General features: G+C 39.9%; 23 protein-coding genes, 1 tRNA gene and 1 pseudogene. 18 read left to right on the top strand and 7 right to left on the bottom strand.

Annotated elements, in window-relative coordinates; genetic code table 11:
• Window positions 1-168 precede the first annotated feature (168 nt).
• The 3 genes from U859_RS0116190 to U859_RS0116180 all read left to right on the top strand — a co-directional run bounded on the left by U859_RS0116190 (window position 169) and on the right by U859_RS0116180 (window position 1,449).
• Window positions 169-441, top strand: a complete 273-nt coding sequence (locus U859_RS0116190) for a hypothetical protein (protein ID WP_025144383.1) — start codon at window positions 169-171, stop codon at window positions 439-441.
• Window positions 442-490: 49 nt separating this feature from the next.
• The gene (locus tag U859_RS0116185; RefSeq protein ID WP_025144382.1) at window positions 491-1,255 is read left to right on the top strand and encodes an MBL fold metallo-hydrolase; all 765 of its coding nucleotides are present in this window, start codon (window positions 491-493) and stop codon (window positions 1,253-1,255) included.
• Between the two features lie 110 nt (window positions 1,256-1,365).
• Window positions 1,366-1,449, top strand: a tRNA-Leu gene (locus U859_RS0116180).
• 722 nt (window positions 1,450-2,171) lie between these two features.
• On the opposite strand, the pseudogene U859_RS32670 reads toward U859_RS0116180, so the two are convergent.
• Window positions 2,172-2,951: pseudogene (locus tag U859_RS32670) on the bottom strand (recombinase family protein); the annotation flags it as partial.
• Window positions 2,948-3,142, bottom strand: coding sequence for a hypothetical protein (locus tag U859_RS0116175; RefSeq protein WP_025144381.1), 195 nt, complete (start codon window positions 3,140-3,142; stop codon window positions 2,948-2,950). The pseudogene U859_RS32670 and the gene U859_RS0116175, both read right to left, overlap by 4 nt.
• 470 nt (window positions 3,143-3,612) lie before the next feature.
• Between U859_RS0116175 and U859_RS0116170 the strand changes: the two genes are divergently transcribed.
• Window positions 3,613-3,789: a hypothetical protein gene (locus U859_RS0116170; RefSeq protein ID WP_025144380.1), complete on the top strand. Its 177-nt coding sequence runs from the start codon at window positions 3,613-3,615 to the stop codon at window positions 3,787-3,789.
• 475 nt (window positions 3,790-4,264) lie between these two features.
• Here the strand turns inward: U859_RS0116170 and U859_RS0116160 are convergent, their stop codons facing one another.
• Window positions 4,265-5,623 (bottom strand): helix-turn-helix domain-containing protein, encoded by a 1,359-nt coding sequence (locus U859_RS0116160; protein ID WP_025144379.1) that lies wholly within the window; start codon window positions 5,621-5,623, stop codon window positions 4,265-4,267.
• A gap of 426 nt (window positions 5,624-6,049) precedes the next feature.
• Here U859_RS0116160 and U859_RS0116150 point away from each other — a divergent pair, with 426 nt between their 5' ends.
• The 10 genes from U859_RS0116150 (at window position 6,050) to U859_RS0116100 (ending at window position 17,447) form a co-directional block, all read left to right on the top strand.
• Entirely contained in the window at window positions 6,050-6,460 is a 411-nt protein-coding gene (locus U859_RS0116150) for a hypothetical protein (RefSeq protein WP_025144378.1), read from the top strand.
• Window positions 6,457-7,677: a relaxase/mobilization nuclease domain-containing protein gene (locus U859_RS0116145; RefSeq protein WP_162799957.1), complete on the top strand. Its 1,221-nt coding sequence runs from the start codon at window positions 6,457-6,459 to the stop codon at window positions 7,675-7,677. The genes U859_RS0116150 and U859_RS0116145 overlap by 4 nt, the downstream gene beginning before the upstream one ends.
• A gap of 3 nt (window positions 7,678-7,680) precedes the next feature.
• The gene (gene mobC / locus U859_RS0116140; protein ID WP_025144376.1) at window positions 7,681-9,720 is read left to right on the top strand and encodes a conjugal transfer protein MobC; all 2,040 of its coding nucleotides are present in this window, start codon (window positions 7,681-7,683) and stop codon (window positions 9,718-9,720) included.
• A gap of 262 nt (window positions 9,721-9,982) precedes the next feature.
• Complete coding sequence (locus U859_RS0116135) at window positions 9,983-10,849, top strand: AraC family transcriptional regulator (protein WP_025144375.1); 867 nt, start codon at window positions 9,983-9,985, stop codon at window positions 10,847-10,849.
• A 327-nt stretch (window positions 10,850-11,176) separates the two neighbouring features.
• A complete protein-coding gene (locus U859_RS0116130) occupies window positions 11,177-11,851 on the top strand; it encodes a hypothetical protein (protein ID WP_025144374.1) in 675 nt (224 codons plus the stop codon).
• A 217-nt stretch (window positions 11,852-12,068) separates the two neighbouring features.
• Entirely contained in the window at window positions 12,069-12,692 is a 624-nt protein-coding gene (locus tag U859_RS0116120) for a carboxypeptidase-like regulatory domain-containing protein (RefSeq protein ID WP_025144372.1), read from the top strand.
• Window positions 12,693-12,732: 40 nt separating this feature from the next.
• Window positions 12,733-13,503: a hypothetical protein gene (locus tag U859_RS0116115; RefSeq protein ID WP_025144371.1), complete on the top strand. Its 771-nt coding sequence runs from the start codon at window positions 12,733-12,735 to the stop codon at window positions 13,501-13,503.
• 144 nt (window positions 13,504-13,647) lie between these two features.
• Window positions 13,648-14,721, top strand: coding sequence for a serine hydrolase domain-containing protein (locus tag U859_RS0116110; RefSeq protein WP_025144370.1), 1,074 nt, complete (start codon window positions 13,648-13,650; stop codon window positions 14,719-14,721).
• Between the two features lie 312 nt (window positions 14,722-15,033).
• A complete protein-coding gene (locus tag U859_RS0116105) occupies window positions 15,034-16,332 on the top strand; it encodes a hypothetical protein (protein WP_025144369.1) in 1,299 nt (432 codons plus the stop codon).
• Between the two features lie 92 nt (window positions 16,333-16,424).
• Window positions 16,425-17,447, top strand: coding sequence for an alpha/beta fold hydrolase (locus U859_RS0116100; RefSeq protein ID WP_025144368.1), 1,023 nt, complete (start codon window positions 16,425-16,427; stop codon window positions 17,445-17,447).
• Window positions 17,448-18,900: 1,453 nt separating this feature from the next.
• Here the strand turns inward: U859_RS0116100 and U859_RS0116085 are convergent.
• Window positions 18,901-19,992, bottom strand: coding sequence for a sensor histidine kinase (locus tag U859_RS0116085; RefSeq protein WP_025144365.1), 1,092 nt, complete (start codon window positions 19,990-19,992; stop codon window positions 18,901-18,903).
• Between the two features lie 66 nt (window positions 19,993-20,058).
• Between U859_RS0116085 and U859_RS32015 the strand changes: the two genes are divergently transcribed.
• Window positions 20,059-20,202: a hypothetical protein gene (locus tag U859_RS32015; RefSeq protein ID WP_162799956.1), complete on the top strand. Its 144-nt coding sequence runs from the start codon at window positions 20,059-20,061 to the stop codon at window positions 20,200-20,202.
• Here U859_RS32015 and U859_RS31150 read toward each other — a convergent pair.
• Window positions 20,199-20,921 (bottom strand): LytR/AlgR family response regulator transcription factor, encoded by a 723-nt coding sequence (locus tag U859_RS31150; protein ID WP_025144364.1) that lies wholly within the window; start codon window positions 20,919-20,921, stop codon window positions 20,199-20,201. The two genes, U859_RS32015 and U859_RS31150, sit on opposite strands and share 4 nt — an antisense overlap.
• A 299-nt stretch (window positions 20,922-21,220) precedes the next feature.
• Here U859_RS31150 and U859_RS0116070 point away from each other — a divergent pair, with 299 nt between their 5' ends.
• The 3 genes from U859_RS0116070 to U859_RS0116060 all read left to right on the top strand — a co-directional run bounded on the left by U859_RS0116070 (window position 21,221) and on the right by U859_RS0116060 (window position 22,852).
• Window positions 21,221-21,808 carry a Crp/Fnr family transcriptional regulator gene (locus tag U859_RS0116070; protein WP_025144363.1) on the top strand — a complete coding sequence of 196 codons (588 nt, stop codon included), beginning with the start codon at window positions 21,221-21,223 and terminating at the stop codon, window positions 21,806-21,808.
• Between the two features lie 239 nt (window positions 21,809-22,047).
• The gene (locus U859_RS0116065; RefSeq protein WP_115684156.1) at window positions 22,048-22,503 is read left to right on the top strand and encodes a MauE/DoxX family redox-associated membrane protein; all 456 of its coding nucleotides are present in this window, start codon (window positions 22,048-22,050) and stop codon (window positions 22,501-22,503) included.
• 25 nt (window positions 22,504-22,528) lie between these two features.
• Window positions 22,529-22,852 carry a hypothetical protein gene (locus U859_RS0116060; protein ID WP_025144361.1) on the top strand — a complete coding sequence of 108 codons (324 nt, stop codon included), beginning with the start codon at window positions 22,529-22,531 and terminating at the stop codon, window positions 22,850-22,852.
• A gap of 106 nt (window positions 22,853-22,958) precedes the next feature.
• On the opposite strand, the gene U859_RS0116055 is transcribed toward U859_RS0116060, so the two are convergent.
• Window positions 22,959-24,455, bottom strand: a complete 1,497-nt coding sequence (locus tag U859_RS0116055) for a TlpA family protein disulfide reductase (protein ID WP_025144360.1) — start codon at window positions 24,453-24,455, stop codon at window positions 22,959-22,961.
• Window positions 24,442-25,815, bottom strand: a complete 1,374-nt coding sequence (locus tag U859_RS0116050) for a RagB/SusD family nutrient uptake outer membrane protein (RefSeq protein ID WP_025144359.1) — start codon at window positions 25,813-25,815, stop codon at window positions 24,442-24,444. The genes U859_RS0116055 and U859_RS0116050 overlap by 14 nt, the downstream gene beginning before the upstream one ends.
• Between the last annotated feature and the right edge of the window lies 1 nt (window position 25,816).

Below are 25,816 nucleotides of genomic sequence, written 5' to 3'. Positions count from 1 at the left end.
CTTACAACGATCGCTACTAGCCTGCGCTTTAGAATTACTTCGTACCACGCAATGACGAGCCATTTTAATTAAGATGCACTCAGGTGACTGAAGTGTTGACAAAATAAAACGCTATTTTTTTACAAACGTATTTATGAATGCTGCGTAGATTTATCTAAGTTTGTTCCAATGTCTTTGCCACTAACAAACCATACTTTAGAGAAATTAGAGGCCTTGCTTTTTGCGATGGGCTATAAAGTACGCTACGAAAAAGGGAATTTTAAAACAGGCTCTTGCTTGTTGGAACACAATAAAGTAATCGTGGTGAATAAATTTTCAAATCTGGAAGGAAAAATTGCAGCATTGGTTACCCTGGTAAAACAAACCAATACCGACGAAAATCTGCTGGACGAAAAACAGCGTCAGTTTTATCAATCCTTACAACAAACCGAATTATTTTAATGGAGATACAAGGCAAAAATTATAGGTATAGAAAGGAAAGTTTAAGCCGATGAAAGTCACTTTTTTAGGTACCGGTACGTCGCAGGGTGTTCCTGTAATTGCTTGTGGTTGCGAAGTTTGTTTATCAACAGATAAAAAAGACAAACGTTTAAGAACTTCCATTTTAATAGAAACCGCTGATAAAACCATTGTAGTAGATAGTGGTCCGGATTTTCGTTATCAATTGCTGCGCGAAAATGTAAAAGATTTGGATGCGGTTTTATTTACGCATGAACATAAAGACCATATTGCGGGTTTGGACGACATCAGGCCATTTAATTACCTTTTGCATAAGGTAATTGATGTATATGCTACTGAAAGAGTTCAAACGGCACTTAAAAGAGAGTTTTATTACATTTTTGCAGAAACCAAATACCATGGTTTACCGCAAATTAATTTGCATACGGTAACCAACGGCGAAGATTTTAAAATCGGCGAAAGTACCATCATTCCATTTGAGGTAATGCACCATTTGCTGCCCATTACAGGCTACAGGATTGGTGACTTTACTTATATTACAGATGCTAAAACCATTTCTGAAGAGAGTTTTGAGAAAATAAAAGGCTCAAAGGTTTTGGTGCTTAATGCTTTGCAGAAAGAGCCGCATATTTCGCATTTTACTTTAAGTGAAGCCATTGCCTTTGCCGAAAGGGTAGGGGCCGAAACTACCTATCTTACGCACATCAGCCATAATTTGGGTAAACATGCCGATGTAGAAAAGGGCTTGCCTGCACATATCAGACTCGCCTATGATGGTTTACAAATAGAATTGTAAATGTTGTTTCAGAAATCCAAAATTAAATTATATTTGCAGCACAAACCCAGGTGGTAATCCCGATAGCTATCGGGAAGGTAGACGCCTTCGGGAATGATTAAATAGTAAATACCCAGGTGGCGAAATTGGTAGACGCACCAGCTTGAGGGGCTGGCGCCTGTATGGGTGTGGGAGTTCGAATCTCCTCTTGGGTACTAACAAGATTTTTGTTTAAATTTTCAAAGGCTTGCTCGTAAAAAAGCAGGCCTTTTGCATTCATTTCCAGTGCGTTAGTGTGAAAGGCTGGGTGAATGTAATTAGTTCTAAATGAACCCCCACCGTAAGCAAGATTCTCTTTGAACAAAACGCGTACAATCGAGTGCTTCTGAAAGATGTTTCCTTTCTCATAAATATCATGAACATTACGAAGAGATGGTAGAACTCGTTCGATTATCGATTCAACAGTTCCTTTTTTCTCTTTTTTTGAGTTAAGTTCGGATTCTAAGATCGCTTTTTCGACTTTGTATTTTTGAAACCAGGTTTTGTAGGTAGAGGTTTCGATGTCGCTATTCATGTACCTTTGTTCAAGTAAAAAGATTTTCTGATCGATGGCGATAACCTGCTGTGCTTTTTCTTCCAGTAATTTTCGTCTTTCTTTCATGGGATTTTCGGCCAGTTTTCTGGAAGCCTCTATAAGAAAGGCGATTTGTTGCTCCTGAAAGGACAGACCTGTCAGTATCTTTGCAAATTCTTCATGTAAGCGTGGCCCTGGAATATTAACGTTGGTATGATCGATGCATCTATAGTATAGATAATATTGCCTGCAGCCCTTGGTCCAGCCTGCGGTCATTTTGGTGCCGCACCAGCATTTTAGTACGCCTCTCATGGGGAAGTCATCGTCTGTCCTGACCTGCATGCGTCTTTTTTGACTAAGCATTTTTTGAACTAGATAGAAGTCGGTTTCCGAAACGATGGCTTCATGGATTCCTTTAACAAGTTTTTCTGGCAGGTTTTTGTAAGCAGGAACCCTGATCAGACCAGCATGTAATGGGTTTTTGAGAATGTCAAAGATGGCATTGCTTCCGGTATGTTTGAATCCCATTTCTTTTGCGCTCTTATAAATGATATAGGGTGGAACACCCAATATGTATTCCCGGAAGATGCGGGCGACTACAACGCTTTGTTTGGGGTTAATTCGAATTAGATTTCTTTTGGTTCCGTCGAGAACGTTTTCATAGCCAAAAGGAGCACGGCCCAGATAGCGGCCATTTTCCCTGGCATTACGGATCCCTTGTTTAGTTCTGCTACGAATGGTAAACAATTCTTTATTGGCAATCATGTAATCGAATGCTCTTTTCATAAATACGTCGGGATCACTGGTATCGATATCTATTCTTTCATTGGTCGAAATTACCTTGACGCCGTATTTTTTTTCCAGTTCTGTAATTTTCATTAAGGCCTCCGGAAGATTACGGCTAAACCTGTCGTGGTCGAGTACTATAAGATATTGGCATTGTCCGAGGTATTTTTTGATAAAGTCTTCGAGCGCTTTGTAATTAGGGCGATCAAAGGTATAGCTGTCTTCACCATTATCTTTGAAGATGGCTTTTAATTCGAGTTCATTCCTGCGACAATAATCGCGGATGGTGGATTCCTGGTATTGTAGGGATTTTGACTGGTCCTTGGTGCTGAGTCTTAAGTAACCGATTGCATTCATAGGTCTTCTTTTAAAATTATTTCAGTGATGATTTGTGCGAACTGGGTCAGTAAGATCAGTTCTTCTACTTCAAATTGGTAACGGTCGTTCTCAAGCAGGTCTTTGAGTTCAGGGGGCAGTAGTTCAAGGACAATCTGGTTAGTAGTTTGAACTATCTCCCGTGGTTCTTTTTTTTTCTTTTTCCAAACCATAACTTTTTTTATGCAAGTTATGGCTATGTTGATTCTAGATATCCCAAGTCTGAAATTGAAAAACAAATAATATCGTAAAATTAAAATATAAGTATCTTAAAGTCAACAAATAACCTATTGATATTTTCTATTGATCTAATAAAATATATCAAATTTAATTGAAAGGCTTCGAATTTCGCCGATGGCTAATCTCATTTGTAATCGAATTTCAATCTGAGCCTTAATTTTATTTTTACTTATTGTTAAACTGTACATGCTAATTTTGAACCTGTCGTTAGCTCGTTCGACATATATTTGGTTATAGACTCCGATACGGATCGGTACAGTTGTATCGTTCGCTTTCCTTTTTACTTTTGTCCAGTACAGCTAAGTGGCTAATGCCATAAAATAATGAAATGTGTTAAGCATGTGACGATTGTCATTTCGTAAACGGGCAAATATTTATACTTTTGAGCATTAAAGTATAGCTTATGAACGCATTAGAAAAAATCAAAGAACTGATTGCGGCGACGGAAAAGGATGCCGAATCGTTCTACATCAAAAAGAATAAGGCCGCAGGTACGCGTTTGCGCAAGGCCTATCTGGACATTAAAAACCTCGCCGCTGAAGGCAGGACTGAAGTACAGGAAATGAAAAACGAAAAATAATCAACAGTTAACACTGTTTTGGGAAAAAAGACTGGTCAACATACCAGTCTTTTTTGTTTTAGCATAATCTCCAAAATGGTCAATTATGTTACCGACCGGATTTGGGTTAACCATCTTTACTCTTTTACCAATTAAATTTTAATCATTTCAATTGTTCTGATAAAAGTAATTAACAGCCTGATGAGTGGAAAATTACAAAACCAATAGTCAAATGAAGACGATCTCAGAACAAGCCGAGCCTGTTAAATTACATTAATAGTGAAGTGGTGTTCTCCTCTTTTATAAGTTTTTGTGATGACAGCGAGTTTCCCTTCAGCCAAATCGAGGAGATTAAATCCGCCTGCTTCGTGTACGATAAATAAATTAAAAGTCATCAAAATAATTTCATTTGGTGTCCAATCTAGTAAATTTTAAAACAAAATACTTAGGGGCAGTAATTACGATGCGATCTTCATTCAATGTTTTCCACCATACATTATTCATGATAATATACTTCATCAATAAAACATATCGCTTTTTTAAGAGAGGTGTTTCTCTTTATACCCATTGTTGAATTAATTTTATCAATTAAATCCAAGTAATAGGTTTGATTTGTCAAAAGCAAATCTTTTTTGATATTTGATAATGCCTCAGTAAGTAAGCTACTGTTATTTATAACTAGACTATCATCTATCGGAATGAAGTTTTTAATAGTATTAAATACTAGTGATCTTTTTACCTTACCCAATAAGGATGTAGGTTTTCCGTATTTCTCACGAATCTCAAGGGCGTAGTTTTCATCCAGTTTACCGTCTATAAGCTTTTCAGTAATTTCAGCAAAAATTACTCCCTGTTTTCCATAATTATACTTGCCCTTTAATCTTTCTTTTATTTTTAACTTAGAGTTGGGATTGATTAATTTATCTTCGAATTGATCAAAGTATTCTATTGCCTCTTCTGAAGAGAAATTTAGTTTTTTGATAAAAAAATGAATTGGAAAATATGGACTGGATAATGAAAGCTGTTTCTCTAACATCAACTTAGGATCTGAACAATTGCCCGAGGTAAAACATTTGATTATATCTTCTTCATATATGTTGGAAAGAATCGTCTTTTCAATAATTTCAATGCTTCCTGTTTCAATCTCTCCTTTAATTACGTAAGCAGGAGAACCTTCCTTTTCTACAAATTCGCCTAGTCTAATAATATTGATGTTTTCTAATATTTTCTCGTCTAAAATAAACTTCGGCATGTCATTTCCTCCATCAATTATACCACTCTGGGTGTCCAATATTGCTGCATTATCGCCGATCTCAACTAGCTTGGAAATATTACCAATCATTTTTTGAAGCCCGCTAGCTATTTCTTCGTTGAGAATTCTTCTTAGATCCGCTGCTAGAATTTTTGCGGTTTGTGCGGGATATCGGTAATAAATTTCGCCGAGCTTAAATTCTGCTGCATCCGCTTTGATGATGATTGGTTTAACTATAGCTTTTTCAATTTCTAAAAATCCAACAACTTTACCTAAAAAGGTTTTAGTTGCGAACTTGAACCTAAAACTCCCATCTAAACCAATATTGATCGCTGTACTGAAATATCTATTGTCGAGATTTTCATATTCAACCTTAATCCCCAAGATTTCATTATTATCTGGAGAAATACCAAAAATGATTGTTCCTCCGGAGTTATTAGCAAATGCTGCAATTGTTCTTAAGTATTGTTTGTCAATTGCATCAGACTTAACGTGAAGCGATTTTTTAAATTCAATTTCTGCACTTTCTTCTAACCCAGTAGTTAGAAATGGCTTTGAGATGTCCAGACTTTTTTCAAAGACTTCTATAATATTGTTGTTCATAATGAGAGCTATGATGTAAACATAAAGATTTCCAATCAAATATCGCAAGTCCAAATTAATTTCCCAGTTCTGCCAAGTATTGTGATACTAATCGAAGCTTTGAATCTTAATACTTATTGGAATGAAGAATAAGATGATAAAAACCAAACCTCATGTCTTCCACGGTAAACCGCACATGAAAATCAAGCGTGTAAAATTGAATCCCAGAACAAGAATGAGGCAAGCTTTGAAGGCTTGTTTACCATTCCTTAACCTTAAATTGAAAACCCAATCCGGAAAATAATTTGGTATTTAATGCAGTTAGTATAGTGCTTTTTTGGCAAACGCGGGTTCGCAGCAAGATAGATTTTCGTGGGACGAAAAATTCTTGCCATCCTTATGGCTGGAGCAGTACTCGAAACTCGTACTGCCTAGAAATGTATAGAGATGTCAAGGCCTAAAATCGAAAATGAAGCGGACAAATTAAAGCATTACCTGCGCATTCGGGTGGATGAGCCAACGCTACAGCGATTAAAGAAAATGCAGGCGAAAAGCGATACCAGGGGGATATCCCAGTTGGCCAGGAAAATATTAATGGAGGAGCCTGTCCATTTGCTGCATCGGGACGTTTCGATGGACGGACCAATGGAAGAGCTGGCTTTGATCAGAAAGGAAATTAAAGCAATTGGCATTAACATCAACCAGCAGACTTATTATTTCCACGTAAGCAGGAGCAGGGCGGAGAAAATGTTTTATGTGGAATGTACCGCAAAGTTATATATTGGGATTGAGGTTAAAATTGATCGCTTACTGGAACTAACGGGAAAACTGGCTAAAAAGTGGTTGCAAAAATCGTGAGTGGAAAAAATATCAGGGGCATACTGATTTACAATGAAACAAAGGTGGAAGAGGGACAGGCCACTCTTTTCATGGCCAGTGGTTTTGCAGGGGAGGTAAGCGGGATGAACCTTGCGCAGAAGAATCAGCGGTTTTTAAAACGCACAATGCTGAATCCTTCGGTTAAAACCAATGCTCTACACATTACACTAAATTTTCATTCAACTGATAAATTGGATGCAGATAAATTACAAGGAGTAGTTTCAGATTACATGGAGCAGATTGGTTTCGGTGACCAACCTTATTTGGTTTACCTGCATGAAGATACCCATCATCCGCACGTACACATTGCGACCACTAATATTCAGGCAGATGGAAAACGCATAGATATTCATGGTATTGCTTATAAATTATCGGAAGGTGCCCGGAAGTCATTGGAGCAAAAATATCGTTTGGTGGTTGCCCAAGAAGGTAAGCAAGAGCAGGGTGTAACGCTAAGGCCTGCGGTTTATGGGGAATCGCCGACGAGGAAAACGATTGCCAATCTGGTAACCGCTGTCATGAGGCAATATCGCTACGGTTCCTTTGCAGAATTTAATGCTGTTTTAAAGAGTTATAACCTGGTTGCGGATAGGGGCGCAGAAGATTCCAGGATGTTTGAAAATAAGGGCTTGATTTATTCGATGCTGGATGAAAGCGGGCAAAGAATTGGCATTCCAATAAAGGCAAGTGCCATTTCCGCAAAACCGACGCTGATTAAACTGGAGAAAAGATTTGGCCTTAAAAAAGAGAAAACTCACCAGGCAGCACTTCGGAAAAAAATTGATGCACTATTGGATAGGCAACACTCCATTACCAAAAAAGGCTTTGTGTCTACGTTAAAAAAGCAGCAGGTGGATGTGACGTTTCATCATAACGCGCATGGAAGGGTATACGGCCTGACCTTTATCGACCATAACACCAAAACTGTTTTTAATGGCAGTGAACTGGGAAAAGGCTATAGTGCTGCTGCGGTAACAAGGCAATTTGAGACTGAAAATTCGCTTGTTAAGCAAAGGGCTCTAGTCCCTGAACAGCAAATAAAAACTTATGATGTCGCTGTAACCGAAAGTCAGGAGGATTTAACCTTGCCGAAAACGATAAGCTATCTGGATATGGTGCTATCAGATAGTGACCAGGGGTACATGCGTCCGAGCGTAAAAAAGAAACGAAAAAAAAAGAAACAGCAAAATTTATAGGATATGAATACGGGAGAGGATGCGCAGGGGCTGCGAAAGATTATGGATTTTACCAGGCTGATGAGTCTGACGCTGCTATGCCTGCATGTATATATTTATGGTTTTGCAGCTTTCCGGGATTGGGGCTTATCAACTGATATAACCGATAGACTGATGCTTAATTTTTCTGCAATGGAGCTTTTTCACCAATCGCTGCTAACGAAGTTAGTGGCACTTTTATTCTTAGCCATTTCGCTTATTGGAGTTAAGGGTAAAAAATCAGAAAGTTTGAAACTAAAGCCTATCCTGATAAAAATGGGCGCCGGATTAGTCATTTACTTCTTAAGCGGTAGCTGCTTTTATTTTGGTTTAACGCCTAGGATGTTCGTCTGTTTATATGTGTTCTTTTTGGGTACCGGATATCTCTCGATGTTGCAATCTGGCACTTTGCTTTCCAGGTTGATTCTGGATAGTTTGCAGAAGGATATATTCAATAACTTGAGTGAAACTTTTCCGCAGGAGGAACGGCTGCTGGAAAATGAATACTCCATTAATCTGCCAGCAAGATACCGCTTGAAAGATAAGGTCAGAGACAGCTGGATTAACATCATTAATCCTTTCCGTGGGCTGCTGGTTTCAGGAACCCCTGGGGCTGGAAAAAGTTATTTCGTGATCCGGCACATTATCGATCAGCACATCAAAAAGGGCTTTTCGATATTTTTATATGACTTCAAATTCGATGACCTTTCAAAAATCGTTTACAATAAACTGCTGGCTTATCGCGCCGGCTATGCGGTCCAGCCATCATTTTACCTGATTAATTTTGACGACTTGTCGAGGACGCACCGTTGCAATCCGCTTGATCCGCATAGCATGGAAGACATTACCGATGCAACCGAGGCCAGCCGTACGATTATGCTGGGACTGAATAGGGACTGGATAAAAAAGCAGGGGGATTTCTTTGTCGAATCGCCCATCAACTTTTTAACGGCGATCATCTGGTACCTGAAAAAATATCAGAACGGGAAGCATTGTACCTTGCCGCATGCGATTGAGCTAATGCAGGTGCATTATGATCAGCTTTTTGCGATTCTGGAGCAGCAGGAAGAGATCAGGGTGCTGATTAACCCTTTCATCTTGGCCTATCAGAATGATGCGAGCGCACAGTTAGAGGGTCAGATTGCGTCAGCTAAAATTGGGTTGGCCAGACTGGCATCACCTCAGTTGTATTACGTTTTGAACGGAAATGATTTTACGCTGGATGTCAATAACCCTGATGAGCCGAAGGTTGTCTGTATGGGCAATAATCCTCAAAAACTGCAGGTCTATGGTGCGGTGTTATCACTCTATATTTCCCGTATGATTAAACTGGTTAACCGCAAGGGAATGCTCAAGAGCAGTCTGATATTTGATGAGTTTCCGACGATTTATTTCAACAATATGGACAGCCTGATCGCAACGGCGAGAAGTAATAAGGTGGCCACCACTTTGGCGGTGCAGGATTTTTCACAGCTTAAAAAAGATTATGGCGCAGATCAGTCTAATGTGATCACGGGAATTGTAGGCAATATCATTTCTGGTCAGGTAACTGGGGATACGGCTAAAAAACTTTCGGAAAATTTTGGGAAGATTATGCAGGACAGGCAGAGCATGAGTATTAATAGCAATGACACGTCCATCTCAAAATCGACCCAGCTGGACTTTGCTATTCCGGCCGCCAAGATCGCCTCGCTTTCCTCCGGAGAATTTGTCGGATTTGTGGCGGATAATCCGGAAGAAAAGATCAAATTAAAGATGTTCCATTGCGAGATTCAGAATGATCAAGATGGAATCGCCCTTGAAGAGGCTGCTTACGTGGATATTCCCGTGGTTGCAAAGGTAAGTGAGCAGGATGTGGAGGAAAACTATAAAAAAATCAAAAGTGAGGTGAGTGGTATAGTGTTTAGAGAACTAGGGAAGATAACAGCGAAGGTTGAAGGCGGAAAGGAGGTTAAGCAGTCCCGGAATGCCCGCACGAAGACGAATAATAAAAGCAAAATCGTCAAAAAAGGAATTAGTACCTGAGAAGCTATTGATGGTTAATAATGTTCGTTGTTTGAGACAGTAATAAATTACTCCATAAAGATCATATTGGCTTAAAATTATTCCAAACATCACCATATAACGGTGGGTTTCCGACATTAAATGCTAGGGCCCATGGTAAAACTTCTTTATTTTTTTAATAATAGTAGAAGTCATAATTCAAATAGGATGTTATTAGTTTTATCTTTGTACTGAGCATAAGTCTGTATTTTATGCATACGTTCTATTGTAAAAAGTCTCGAAGATGATAACAGCCTTTCCCATTAAAACATATCATTTTCTGCCATGTAAATATGGTTCAGAATTATTATTGGATCTTGGACGTATTGAAACTTTGAAAAATTATGTACGGGACCGTACATTACACCAAGTCAGTTTTTATGAGATTGTTTTCATTGAAAAAGGATCGGGAACATTGTCACTGGATGGAAAGGAAGTCGCTATCACCCCCCAAACTATTATTTTCATCAGTCCCGGACAAATCCGCAGCTGGGAAGTTAAGGATAGCATCAACGGCTATACGCTGTTCTTTGAAAAAGATTTCCTTCACCTCTTCTTTTCGGATGAGCTGTTTCTGTACCGTTTTCAATACTTTCATCAATATTCCCAGCCCGTTGAAATGAACATCGATCAGTTGTCATTCGGAAAATGCCTTGAGCTTTTACAGGAAATTGAAGAGGAATTCACACAGATTCAGAATGACAGCAATCATCTGATCAGGTCGGTTCTTTATCAGTTACTTATTGTTCTCAACCGCTATTACGCGAAGGCCTATAACGTCCAGCGGGATACTTACATTCAGGCAGATTTCTACAGATTCCGCTCTTTGCTGGAGAAGAGGTTTTTAGAAGATCAAACTGTTGAAGCCTATACTAAGATGCTTAATGTAAGCCCTGGGTTCCTTAATAAAATCTGCAGGCAATCAAGCGGATTCACAGCGCAGCAAATGATTCATCACAAACTCATTTCAGAAATAAAGAAAGAGTTGCACAAGAATAAATCTGCAAAAGAGATCTGCTATGAATTTGGATTTTCAGATCCTTCCAACTTTAACCGTTTCTTTAAAAAATTTACCCACACCACGCCTCAGCAATACCGAAAGAATATATGAATTGACAATTCTGAATGTAAAATGACCATTTTGCTGCGTGTCAATCTTACTAATTTTACCAAAAAAAAAGGAAATGATAAAATCGGTCACATTTCGTCTTCAATTTTTTCTTAGGAAGCGGGCCTTTGAATGAGCGTACTGCTACCCTCTACAGATTTTGTGCAGATAAAATTTACTGCCCATCGGAACCGTGATCATTGAAAAAGACCAGAGCAAGCGCAATTACCTGCAATTGGCGGAAAGTTCATTGGGTTTGGATCTTAATGCCGGGCTTTTTAGAAAGTAAGCAGTTATCATAACAGCGATGAACGCTTTATAGTAAGAAGTATGAAAAAATTAATAATAGTCTTATTTCCTTTCCTAGTAGTCTCACTAAGTGTATACTGCCAAAAAATAATTTTGGACGAGAGCAATCTTGTACCCCATAAAGTTTATATACAAATTATCGACTTAAAAGGGGAAAAAGTTGTCAGGGTGGTAAAAGACACTACGGTGAAGGAAGCCGACGAGCCTACATTTGTTAAGATAAAGAATTCAAACTTTAAAAATGGTTGTATTGAGGTTGAAGTTCTAAGCCGGCTCCTTCCTTCGGCATCTCCAACCGACCGTGGATTTATTGGATTGGCATTCAGAATTAATGATGGGAAATCCAAATTTGAATCCATATACATACGCCCAACCAATGGCAGGGCTGAAGATCAGGTAAGACGCAATCACTCCATCCAATACTTTTCTTACCCGGATTTTAAGTATGAGCGGCTTAGAAAAGAATATCCCGGGAAATATGAATCTTATGCGGACATGGGTCTGGATGAATGGACTAGCTTAAAAATTGAAGTCATAGGTAGCCAGGCAAAACTTTTTTTAAATAGCAACAAATACCCTTCACTTATCGTAAATGACCTTAAACAAGGTCCTGACGCTACAGGTGATGTGGGTTTATTTGTCGATGTCGGCACTGAGGGATATTTCCGTAATCTAAAAATTACCCATCCAAAATGATAGCGCTACGTAATACAAAAGCTTTTAGGTACACTGTTGAACAATACTGCTATTAAAGATGATGTGTTTACACTGAAAGTTGAAATGATCAGCAGATCCGGCATCGAGAGAGATCACCTTAAGAACAGTAAAGATCGTCGCTAGAGAGGCAATCATTATAGCCAGGTTAACCATACATCTTCCATATCCTATAATCATCAACACATAAATAAATATCATGAACTTAACAAAAATTTCTCTTGTAATCTTTTATGCGATATCATCAACAGCTGTCGTCTCAGCTCAATATAAGGAACCGGAAAAAAAGGACAAAATTGAAGCCCTTTACCCGCAGGTTACCTTTGATTCTTTACAGGCCAAACAGAAACTTGCCAAAGGTACCGCAATGATCAAAGGAGTAGCTTTTACAAAAGCGAAAAGTAAATGGGGACTCAAAGTAGGCCAACGTATCTATGCCAACCAAATCAAGGTAACCCTGTTCCCGGTAACAGCTTATCTGGAGGCGTGGTATGCTTTGAGAAGGGAGAAAGAAAACTCCAGGAAAAGACGTTATGTCTATCTTTCAAAGGATGCATACAGATACAGGCTCGAAGCAATTACCAACAGTGATGGGGAATTCACCTTTCCCGATATGAAGCCCGGGAAATATTTCCTCCAAGGTTTTCTGGGCTACACGTACAATGGAACTTATAACGAATACACCGGGTCAGGGTATAATAATTATGGTGGTCAGACGGACTATTATCAGCAAAAGCGGTATTCCGTTGACCATGAAGACAGGATTGAGGCATTTGTAGAGATTAACCGGAACGGGGAAGTTGTTAACCTAAAACTCAACTGATTCTAATTTTATTAATAAAGTCATTTGCCAAAAAAATATCATGAAAAAACATAGAACATCCATTCGGCTGATTGTATTGATACTATTGATTTCCGGAACGGAAGCTCATGCGCAACTCGGAGGATTGCTTAAAAAAGCAAAGGATAAAGCTGGGGAAATCATCGAAAACAAAACAGGCTCAAAAGCAGACGCGGGGGATCATTCAAAAACTGCCGGAAAATTTATAAAAGGCGATTCATTGATTTTTGCAGAAAATTTTTCAGGCGCTGAAAAGGGAGTACAAAGCAAATTCAATGGTACTGTACATATACAGTCTGTACCTGCGAACAGTGGGAAATGGTTGGCCCTGCAGGAAAAAACAACTTATAAATTCGCTAAAGCAATTAGATACCCTAAACGATTTAGCATAGAATTTGATGTATTGGCCACAGGTGAAAAGATAAAGGATATTTCGCCGATGTCATTCGGTTTTGCAACAAATAACAGTTCTGGGGAATATACGGGCAATGCCGGAGCGTATGTCGAATTTCATTATTATGACGGTGACCAGGTAAACTTTGGCAACAGTAGTCCCAAAAAATATATCAACAGCACTTTTGAGCTCGCCGCTTATCTCAACCGCCGGTTGCATGTAGCTATAGTAATAAATGGACAGCAAATGACTGTATTTCTTGATGGGAGAAAAATACAGGATGGGATCTTTTTCAATCCTTCTGCAACCAAGAACTTTTACTTTACAGCTCCTTGGAGCTATAATCGCGATGCAAAAGTGTTGGTCAGCAACATCCAAATCTATGGATTCAGCAAGTAGCCAATGTTCATATTCCACGTTTGCTAGCTAGCTTATACCCAAGAGAAATGATATCGGTTGGGGAGAAGTTAATAACTTACATAACGATATCTATTGTAACCTGGCTCTTCCCTACGACGTCTTATCCTTTAAAAATTTAAAAAAATGAAGAACTCTGGTGTATTATTTTTCTTTTGGATACTTGCGCTGATCCCATTTACCATTCAGGCACAAAATATTGAAAATGCGATTGATAGTTTAATCTTAAGGGTATTTAATGACAATGATGGCCCTGGTGGGGTGTTTATGGTCGCGCGTGAGGGTAAACCTGTTTATAGAAAAGCTTTTGGAAAAGCAAACCTGGAACTTGGAGATAATATGTCGACAGGTAATGTGTTCGAGATCGGCTCAATGACAAAACAGTTTACTGCCACAGCGATATTAATTTTGGAGCAGGAGGGGAAGCTTAAGGTTAGCGATTTCATCTCCAAATATGTCCCGGATTATCCAAACGGAAACAAAATCACCATTCATCAACTATTGCCCCACACCTCCGGAATCAAGGATTTCACGAAAATGAAATCCTTACCGGACATTGCGCAAAAGGAAATGTCGCCTAAAATGATGGTCGATTTTTTCAAAAATGAGCCGTTCGATTTTTTGCCAGGTGAAAAGTTTGATTACAATAATTCCGGATATGTGCTATTAGGTTATCTCATTGAAATTATCTCAGGGGAAAAATTTGAAGAATATATCCAGCAACATATTTTCCAAAAAGCTGGCATGGCAACTTCCTGCTATGCAAGTGACCGCAAGGTAATTAAGCAAAGAGCCTATGGGTATCACAAAAAAGAGTACGGTTATGTTAATAGAACGGCAATCAATTTCAGCGTTCCATTTTCTTCCGGTTCGCTGATGTCCACTTTGGAGGATATGCTGAAATGGCAAATCGCACTCAATCGAAATATTCTACTAAATCAGGAGGAGTCTGCTAAAGCATTTACAAATTACAAGCTCAATAATGGTGACAAAATTGGGTACGGATATGGCTGGCACCTGAAAAGCATCAACGGCATACCAACGAGGGAACATGGGGGAAGTATTTTTGGATTTAAATCAATGGGGATTTATATTCCGAGTAAGGGAATTTATGTTTTGGGTTTTAGCAATTGTGACTGCAATTCTCCAACTCAGCTAGTAAAGGACATTGCCAAGTTGGCGCTAAAAAAAAACATATAATAAATATCTGCCTATGAAAACACTCCATTTTCCGATGTTTATGCTGTTGTCCAAATTAGCGATGGCGATTTGAGAATGAGAAAGCCAAAAGAGCAGAACCGTCCAAAATTTAACCTAATGAGATTTTATGTGATGACGTTATTATCGATATTACTTCTGAGTACTTATTCTTAGCAGACAACAAAATGAACAATTGGAGCAATAAATACTGACATCTATCACAGCTGAATGAAAATGGAAAATCGTGGTCATTAACCTGCTAATTAGTAAGCGGGATTTTGCTCGCAATTGTAGAAATATTACGTTATCGAAATGAAAAAATTATTCTTCATATTCTTATTCTTTTCAGAAATCCAAATAAGTTTCTCACAGAACTTGGAATTTGAAAAAGCAGACCGTATTGGCAAATATTTTCAGGAAATTAACAACGCAACAAAAAGAAGCATAGAAATCTGGAATCACGACTTGTATGGCAGCATGCTTCTGGTTGATCCCAAGTCCCGGGTTATCTACGGTAATGAACCAGATCTTCAGAAAAGTTTAATAAAACAGCATGGCATTTACGTTGGGAAATTACCCGACAGTATCAATATTGCAAATACATCTGTCCGCTGGAACGGAAAACAGTGGGCGATGATAATGCTGCCGTTATCCGAAAATAAATACAACAGAATCAACCTGCTGGCACATGAACTTTTTCACAAAGCGCAATCTTCTTTGGGATTTGCTCAGAAGAATACTCAAAGTAATCATCTGAACCAAAAAGACGGAAGAATATATCTTCGTTTGGAATTGGAAGCGCTGAAAAAAGCAGTTCTTTCTGATTCAAAAAAGGAACGAAAGAAACATCTGAGCAATGCCTTTATTTTCAGGAAATATAGGAACATACTTTTTCCGGGATCTGCCGCCATTGAAAACCAACTGGAACTTAACGAAGGCCTTGCTGAATACACAGGCATGATGATTAGTGGAAGAAACCGACAAAAGACTAAACAACACTTTGTTCATGAAATAGATGCATTTGTTTTGAATCCGAGCTATGTTCGCTCATTTGCTTATTACACAACGCCCATTTACGGTTATCTGCTCCACAAAAAAGACAAATATTGGAATCAAAAAATTAACTCAGCTACCGACTTGACAGATTTTTTTATAAACGATTTCCAAATAATAATCCCTGGTAATTTGCAAGCAGTGGCTGGGAATGTAATAAATGATTATAACGCGAACTCAATTTTTACTGAAGAAAAAACAAGGGAAGAAAAGATAAGAAAACAGATTGCAGATTATAAAATCAAATTCATTGATCAGCCGCATTTTGAAATTGGATTTGAGAAAATGAATGTCTCTTTTGACCCTAGAAATGTATTCCCCCTCGAAGATAGCGGAACGGTTTATCCGAATATCCGGGTGACGGACAACTGGGGGATTTTAGAGGTTAAACATGGATCACTTTTGAGTCCAAACTGGGACAAAATATCTCTCAGCCTTCCTTTAAAAGAAATTGGTCAAAAGATTGAAGGAGATGGATGGGTACTTGAGTTGAAAGAGCATTACACCATAGTAGAAGATGTGCATAGCAATAACCATATCCTTGTCAAAAAACAATGAGAACGAAGTATGAAATCGGTCTATAAGTATTATAAAAACTCAAATCTATATTCAAACAAGATATCCGAATAAGAAAACCTAATCTGACTATAATGTATTTCCAGAACAAATTTATCTCAAAAGTGCTTAAATGGACTAAAAGGACAGCCTTGGCATTAGTCGCATTGTTGGCATTATTACTCCTTGCTGGATTAATCTTCGAACAGAAATCGCGGCATGATGCCGAAAAAATCAATCCTGACGGAAACTTTGCATTGGTTGAAAATCATAAGATGCATTATTACAAGAAAGGAAATGGCGGACCGACCGTTGTTTTTGAAACCGCATTTGACCCGGCGGGCCATTTACAATGGTATCACATCCAACAGCAACTACCAGTCTCTTATACCAGTATTTCTTATGACCGGGCAGGGATTTTATGGAGTGAAAGAGGGAAAAATGAAAAGTCGGGAATAAAAATAGCCGAAGAATTACATAGTTTATTGGAAAAATCAGGGGTACCTAAACCTTATATCCTTGTCGGACATTCGTTTGGCGGAACGCTTGTACGGTTTTTCGTATCTAAATATTCTAAAGATGTTGGCGGCGTGATACTAGTGGATAGCCAATGCCCGGATGATCAAAGATATTTATCTTCCGAACTCTATAACATGGTGAATCAGGGGCTCCCGAGTGATTTTTTGAAATTTGCTAACACTTTCGGACTTGCGAGATTAATGTTCAAGGGATTGTTTCCAGATACTAAAGAGTATGAATATCAAAATTCCATTATGCCCGCTTTGCTTTACAAAAGTACCGATGCAGTGTTGGAAGAACAGCAAGACATGATCTCCATCAAGAAGGAGGCTTCAAAAATAAAATCTTTTGGCAGTATTCCGCTTCTGGTATTGACTGCGGCAGATAAAGAAAGATATAACAGTGTCATCAGAGACAAAAAATTAAAAAATGAAATGCTCATTGCGTGGAATAAAATGCAAAAAGATTTTCTACTGCTTTCAACTGAAAGCAAGCAAATATTGGTGCCGAACAGCGGACATTACATAAACCAGGAACAACCAAAGGTTATTAAAGAAGCCATCTCTGAAATGGTAAATAAGCTAGGGATAAAAAAGTAGGAATAAGCGTAGCATGGTTATAAGCATAAAACGGTTAATAAATGGATTGTAAAATATTGCTAAAAAAATAATCGAGTTAAGAAAATGCAGACCTAGATTTAAGTAAGAGACTTATCAAGAGTGGAAAACTAGGCGAAGGATATAATGAAAAAATGAGGCACTGTACATATTCAAGTGCCCAAATGCTAAATAAAATCATCGATGAATTCCGGATATCAAGCTACTGTTAAAGCAGGTAAAAGAGCCAGTAGAGCTCCATAGCTAATTATACAGCATGGTATGGAAGTACCCGAATTGACGAAAAAATGTGCAAAATTATTAGAGATGGCGGTGAGAGAAAATAAGGCAGATCCGAAGAATCCGGCGTACCTCACAGACGGAATATCTGTGTTTAAAAAGGAAACCACAACTATATATTATGTAGTTCGAGTGGGACGAAAATACAAAATTAAGTCCTAGTTTAAGTGACGATGCGACTAAAGTCAATGAAAGGAGAAGAATCACTGTAATGTATTTGCTTGAAGAACAAACAAAGTTAAGCAGTCCCAAAAAAATTATCAACAGCACTTTATGATCTCGCAGCTTACCTCAACCGGCCATTGCATGTAGCCTTAGTAATATCAGAGCTTATTATGATTACAACGAATTTAAAACGATAGAAAATCACGCAAAAAAATACTTCGAGGTAATGTAAGCTTTAGCATGAATGTCTCTAAATTAAAAAAAGATGAAAACATTGTGTTTGTTTTTTTTCTGTAACACCGGGACGTAGATCGGCCCGGTCAGTTAGGCGAGGTAACGGCCGTCCAGAGAAAACTGGTGAAGTCGCCTGTCCTTTAAAAATTCCATCATCTCAATGATCGAAGATAGTTTCATCGACAGTAATTTTAAGTGGTTATCGCTGAAAGTATACATCCCTGGTTTCCGGAGATCATTTATCCTGGCTGTTCATTTTATAGGAAAGGCTTTTGGCATTGTCCCCTAGCACTTCTACAAATATTTCCGTTTTGCTTATTGGCAATAAAGCATATCATCATATTTCATCCTAATGAGTGAAGAGGCGGTCTATTTCGGGATGGGGAGAAATATCAGTTAACCTGATGAAGCTCAGATAGCAGATCGCGGGATGTTGGTGGCAGTGCAGGATAACGATGTTTCACTAAGAGGCTGCGCAAGGCCCTGTGTTTGCACTTCGACCTTCCGAATAGGCACAATCGAAGCAGAAAGCAAAAATACAATGTTCGACTTCATTGCAAAAAGATCTTGAAGAAACTCGTTAAGGGGATTACCAAAAAAAACCAATTTATGTTTCTCTAAACATTGAATTACAGATTGGGAGCCATTAGCTCCCAATTTATTTTCCGAATGAAAAGTAAATTCAGGACAGTATGCTCGGGTGGTCGATGACTAATATACAAAGATTAGCTTTACAATATACATGCTCATAACGATGCTATTCACGTATATCTTCTATTTGATGGATATTTGAAATGGAAATGCTTAATTGGGTATGGAAGTATCCGTCATCACTGCCAAAGCTGAAAGCGTACTGACCGGGGTAGGATTTTGCCAGCCGCTGCTCGATGTTACGAAGTCCCGTTTGCTCGCGTTTGCTTTTTAATTTGTCTTTAATCAAGTTACGGGTATGGAAGGTAATACGGTCTGCACTTGCGCCCAGTTCAATGAGTGCCGGTCGGGAAGGGTCTAAAAGGTTTCCGTGTTTGAACAGGTTTTCCACCAATGTTAGCAGTATGATGGGCAGGATTTTACAGTGATGGTTTGTGATGCTTTTTGTGAAATTGAGGTTGAGATTCTGCGCATAGCGCAATTGGTTCAAGGCAATCAGGTATTCCAGGTGTTCAATTTCCTTAATAAGCGGAACGAATATCTCCTTATTGCTTTCCAGTGCATAATCCATGATGAGCGTGAGTTTTTCCATGGCCTCATCTGCCTGCTCGGGACTTCGGATTGCATTTACTTTTATAAAGCTTAAGGTATTGTAAAGTAAGTGTGGATTAATCTGCGCCCTGAGGTAGTCTTTTTCTATCGTTACCAGGCTGGTCCGGAGTTGCTCATTTTCAAGTTTTTGCTGCATGCGCGCTTTTTCATTTTTTAAATGGTCTTTTAGAAAATAAAATCCGGTTCCGTAAGCGGTAAATAATGCTAAACGATAAAAGACTACGGCGAAATACCGGAAGTCGAAAGTCAGCGGTCGACTGGATTTTATTCTGAGCACGTATTCCAAAAATAGGCTGATACATACCGATAAGAAAACATAAATGACGAGCTGGCAGGAAAGTACGACCAAAAAACGGAGTATGGTAACGGTACCCTGAAACTTTGCAAAGCGCATAACCAGGTTGGCATGGGCATAAAACAGGGAAATGTTCAGCGCATAGAAGAAAAAGTAATAATAGGGGCTGCTGTAGCGGTTATTGATGGCACCGGCGACTATCACTTCCAGGAAAATCAGAATGGCCCAGCAGGTAAAATGTATCAGGTGCTTTTTGTTTGGCCAGACATGTCGTTCATGATTAGTTTCCATAGATCTGTATAATAAAAGTGTTTCCCGATCGCCTTGAGGCTAACATTGACCATAAAATTTACGACTATGGAAAATGTTAAAAAAATTAATCTTGTTAAAAAAGTGGTGTTTGTTTACAAATCTTCCACTTCAAAATTAAAAATGAATACTGATCCCACTACTTCACTCACCAATACCGTGACCACGACTGATACGGCTTTTATCCGTTAGGGATTTAATGCTTTTTTAATCACAAAATCATTAAAAGCTTTTTTGTATTGCCGGCCCACGGTGAAATCCATCTGGTCATTCATCACGACTTTATATCCATCAATTGTAGCTATCTTATCGACAGCGATAATCGTGGACCGGTTTATTTTCAAAAATGAAGGGTTACCCTCGAGCACCTTTTCAATGGCGCCTAATCCCATCTGTGTTGTTTTAATTCCCTCAGATTGAAATATCTGGATATAATTGGCCATCGCCTTGATGTACAGGATGCCTTCAGCCCAAATATTGGTATAAGTATTTTTTAAACTTCCCTTGACCAGCAGATAACGGTTATCTTTTTGGATGCTAGCTTTTTGGATTTTTTCTTTCCGGAGTTTATCCATCAGCTCCAAAAACCTGCTTTTCATGAGCGGTTTGAGTAGATAGCCGTCGGCATTGACTTCGAAAGCCTCGGGTCCATATTCCCGGTGTGCGGTAATGAAGATTAAAAAGGTGCAGTAGGGATGGAGTAGTGTGGCTGCCTCGATGCCGTTGATGAAAGGCATATCGATGTCTAAAAATATGATGTCTACCGGTCCGTGCGTTTGAAAAAAAATGAGCGCATCAAAGGCATTGTCAAAACTCTTGCAGAGCCTGATACCAAAGGTTTGCTCGATTACATCTTCAACCATGGTAATTCCAGCTGGTTCATCATCAATCACACTGCAGTTTAAGTTCATGTCATCAAATGCTTACTCCTTATAGTGCTAATTTACTGATTGTTTACTGAATTCGCAAGGCTTTGCTTACCGGATGTCGTTCGTGTATCTAAGCCTGCCGTTCATGCGGATATTCAGCGCTTTCGTATAATTTAATTTTTTCATTTGAGGAGCTTATCCACATTGGCTTAGAAATTATTTATCATTAACTGATCAATTTCGACCTTTCGTTCAGTTCACCAGACCTCGGAAGCTGGTACCAAAAAGGGAGCGCGGCTGGTTCCCTTTTTTGCTGGGTCGGATCATAATTTAGAAGGCTAATGTTCCGGGAAGAAAACTTTTCGATATTGATTGAGCGCCTGGGGATGCTGGCGGAGTTATCTGCGCCTTTCATTGCCGCATTGCGCGCATGTGTGGTCGAAAAAACATTTACACGAAATCAATTTGTACTGGGTGCGGGACACCGGCAGGTTTATCTCTGGTTTATCATCGAAGGCTTTGCTAGGGAAGTAAGTCAAACGGAGAGCTTTCCATTTACGCTAAGCAGCTGGTTTTGGGTGCCTGGCGACTTAGTTATTCAGGGGAGTTTTTACATAAATGAACAAAGCCTGGTAGACATCGAAATCTATAGGGGCTCAGTCGTGCTGGAAATTTCTGATCAGGATTTAAGCCGGCTCGAGGAGAGCTTTCCGCAGGTGAATATTATTGTGGAGCAGTTCCGTCATCAGGACTACCAAAAAAGAAAGCGTTATGCAGCCGATCTGGTGATGCTCAAAAGACTCGATCATATTGAGTTGCTTTTTAACGAGCACAAAATGCTGTTCAATACCGCGCTCCACCGTGACCTGGCTTCTTTTTTTGGGGTAAAAAGTCATAACCTCACGCGTTACCTAAAAAATCTTCATTAGCGGATTCTGCTGGCAACGTTTTCTACATGTAGATCCAACTGGTGACAATTGTTACCCCAGGTGGTGACAATTGTATCATCGATTGGAGTTTTATCTGCCCGAACTTTATCTAAGTAAACCGAACTGCTTTTGCAGGCTTAAAAAGAAAGGAGGATTGGAAAATAAAATATAGCATAAATAAGCCAATGGCTTATGGTGGTGGAGGCCACCTCTAATTGATGAATACCAAACTAGAATGAATGATAAGCATAAAAATGAGCAGGTTATATCCGGGAAAACTACAGCCGTGGTTGCGGGACCTTTTTCAGGTACTGATTAGCCTGGTTTGCCTGAGTTTATTTGTCTATACAGCGCGGGAGAAAATATTGGACCACGAAAGGTTTTTGGAAGGGCTTGCCAGGGTCAGCTTTATCGGTAATTGGGCATTGCCGCTAAGCTGGGCGGTGCCCGCCGCGGAGCTTCTCACCGCGCTGCTTTTACTCATCCCCCAGACGAACAAGATAGGTTTATGGGGTTTTATTGGCGTGATGGTTTTGTTCACGCTTTACATATTAGCAGCATTGATTTGGCTGGATAGGTTGCCCTGTCATTGTGGTGGTATCATTGAAAGTTTATCCTGGCGGGCGCACCTGCTGTTTAACCTGGGCTTTATTGGCCTTGCAGCGCTGGCGCTCCGGATCAGGAAATTACCTTAACATTTACATTTAAAATTTAAAAATCATGAACAACATTAAAAGATTGTTTTTAGGCATCGCAGCGATTGCCTTAACATTAAGTTTCAGTGCTTTTAAAGAAACAAAAGCAGAAAAAGCATCCAAATTTGCAACCGTAAATTATGGTTGGAATGTGCTTAACCAGCGCTATGAGAAAATCACCGGTACACCTAATCCGACTGGTCTTTGTGACGCGGTAGCTACTCAAGAATGCGTGGTGCAAATCGATTCACCTAATCCGACTCCTCCGCTAAACATAACTGAGCAGGAAGCACAAGATGCTGGAGCAACCAAATATCCAGGTTCTTCAGCCGGAAGTTACTTTAACTAAGCAGTAATTGGGTAGTGCGTCGCACTACCCAATTTTTTTCTAACCAGCATTCTAAACAGTTTAAGATTAGATAGTTATATTTTTGATCTAGTCTGCCATCCAGATTTTATTTGTCTATCGCTTTGTCTATGGTTGCAATGAGCTCTGTTTTTCCTTCAGGTGTATGAGGAGTAGGCAGTTTTATCGAGGCGAACTTGCCGTTTTTATCGATTAACATCAGTCTTGGATAGGCTGTTACATTGAAATTCTTGAGGATAGGATCATTTCCACCAAGCGCTAATAAATTGATACTACCCGGGTGGGTATATTCGCCTGACTTTAGCGATTCAATCCATAATTCCTTGTTCTTGTTAACGCTTACCGTTAACATGACCAGTTGCTTTTTGCTAAAATGCTTCAAAACCGGAACCATTGCTGCAGTGAGGTACTTGCATGGCAAACATCCGGTGAACCAGAAATCAATTAAAACCACTTTCCCTTTAAAATCGCTTAGCTTTACGATTTTTCCCGTACTGTCTGGCAATGCAAAATTATAGGCCGGCTTACTTGGGTCGAACGCTCGCTTGATTTTCGTATAGACTTCAAAATAGGGGGATGATGGTGGTATCAGGTTTTGATGTTTGAAAAAGTAGTCGCTGACGTCTAAGTAGGATTTCGATAAATGAACGAATGCGACCACTAACAGGCGGTCTCGGACGCGTCCGGTATATTTGCAGGAGATATTGTCCATGATGGTTGCGCCACCTTTTCTTTCAAAGTTTAGGGTCGGATGAAAGGCCTCGTAATCCAGCCGCTCTTTGTGGTATAGGAAGTCAATAAAATTCGAGGACTGGTCGAGATCTTCGTCTTTCGGAATTGCAAACCTCAATGGGTTGTCCAGGTAATATTTTATCGCTTTTTCGCCAAATGCAGGTCCGTTGAAGGGGGCGCCCAATATTTGCTTTACACTCATGAAGTACCAATAGCCCATGGCCTGGTTTTTAAGATACCGGTAGAAGTTTTCACTAAACGCTGCTTTATGCTTTTCTATAAACTGGAGCTGCTTATATAGCGCCGCCTCAAACGTACGGTCTACCGTTTTAAAATATACTGAACTTTCGTTGGATAATGCAGGCAGGTTTGGGCGTTGCAATTCGAAGAGTTCACTTTGCAAATTGAGCAGCTTTGCGCTTTTGCCTCCAAAATGGAGTGAGTCCTTATCCAGAAATAGCTCTATGGTATCGCCAGAATGAATCAGGTAATCCTGTATAAAATCTCTGTAGGCTTTGCCAGTGAGGCCATTGATGGTGTAATCGATGCGCAGGCCAACTTTGGACGCAGGAATATTGAGATCAAAAGACCTTTCATTCACGCTGTCGCTAAACACGGTGTCGGTGGTGTTGTAAACAATGTGCGCAACCGAAGGAACCTGCGCGCAGCTGAGTTTTAACATGCGCTTATCTTTTGCGTTCTGCGGATCGAGATGGTGGACAATAAAATGTACGCGGTTTTGACGGGCATTATTGGAGTGTTGCTTTGTAATGGCGTAGACATCCTGAATGAGGATACTTAAAAGGATAGTGATTATAAATTTCATCTTTTTTTGGTTTTTAATTTTGTTCAATGCCACTTTGGTTAATTTCCTGTTCGGGAATGGGGAAGGCGTACCGGGCGTCATTCGGGCTCAGGGTATAGGTCTTTCCGTTAACGGATCTGCTTAAAGTGATGGTAGCACCTTCACGGTTTAACCTTTTCAGATCTGACCAGCGGATGCCTCTCCAGATCAGCTCTTTTCGGCGTTCCCGGAGGATGATGTTTAATGCTTCAGCCGCGGTAGCGGCGGTAAGCGGCTGAAAGTTGGGAGTCTTTTTGAAACGGGTAGAAAGCAGCCTGTTTAAATATTGTAGGCTTAATCCCGTTTCACCTTTCCTTGCCAGGCATTCTGCTTTGATCAGGTATAACTCATCGCAGGCCAGTCCGCTGAACTGGTAGATTCCAGCACTCATAAATCCTCTTTTGACGTTAATCCTGCCCAGGGTATTGGTGCGGAAAAATATTGATTTTCTTAAGTCCTCAGCAGCAAAACTTTGGTAGAGTTCGGGATTGACTTCAATATCAGGACGGTTACCGGTGCCGGTTGTGGAAGAATAGGCGCCAATCTGATTGGAATGATAGATCACTTCGGCCGCATTGTGGCTGAAAGGGGTGTCCGAACTGGTGCTTATGGTACTAAAATCAATGAGCCTATCGTGATAAAGCAGTGCACTATCTGCGCTGGCCTCGGCTAATCGGTAATCCCCCATATACAAATACACCCGGGCTTTCATGGCCCAGCTGGCAGCTTTTGAAGGCCGGTTTTTGTTTAACGGTTCGACCAGCGGATTCAGCAGGGGCAATGAGGCATCCAGGTCCGATAGGATAAAGCGGAAGGTTTCTTCCAGGCTCGAGCGTTTTTCGATGACATCCACGCTGGCATTTTTCCGGAGCGGTAGTCCAAGGTCATTCCCGGCGGTGTGACTATACACTCTGCAAAAGTTTTTGGCCAGGTCGTAATAGGCATAAGCACGTACAAAATAGGCCCATCCTTTGATCCGGTTGGCCTCTGCCGGGTTTGCATAATTTTGTTCAGCCAATACCTCCAGCACGCTGTTGGCATAAAAAATAGTCTGGTAGGGCGAATTCCAGTCTTCCACTTTTTCTCCTTCATAAAGGTTTTTCTGCCAGGTATAGGCGTTGCGCTGGGTGGCGGTGATCAGCGCATTATAGTTTTGGTCGGCAATAATCAGGTAATCATCACAGGAAAGCTGTGGCAGTCCGCCGGTGGGGCAAATTCTTTCCGCGGCCTCAAGAATCCCCTGCAGTTCAGTCAGCGTTTTCGGGGCCAGGATGTCTGAGGATGGCTTTTGATCCAGGAAATCTTTCCGGCAGGAGAAAAGCGTGCAGGTTAATAGGGTGATTATCCATAAGTTTTGGTGCGTTTTCATA

The sequence above is a fragment of the Pedobacter jeongneungensis genome, assembly GCF_000633455.1.
Lineage (GTDB): Bacteria > Bacteroidota > Bacteroidia > Sphingobacteriales > Sphingobacteriaceae > Pedobacter > Pedobacter jeongneungensis_A.
The sequence above is the reverse complement of the archived record's forward strand: the minus strand, read 5'-3'. Positions and strand labels throughout refer to the sequence as shown.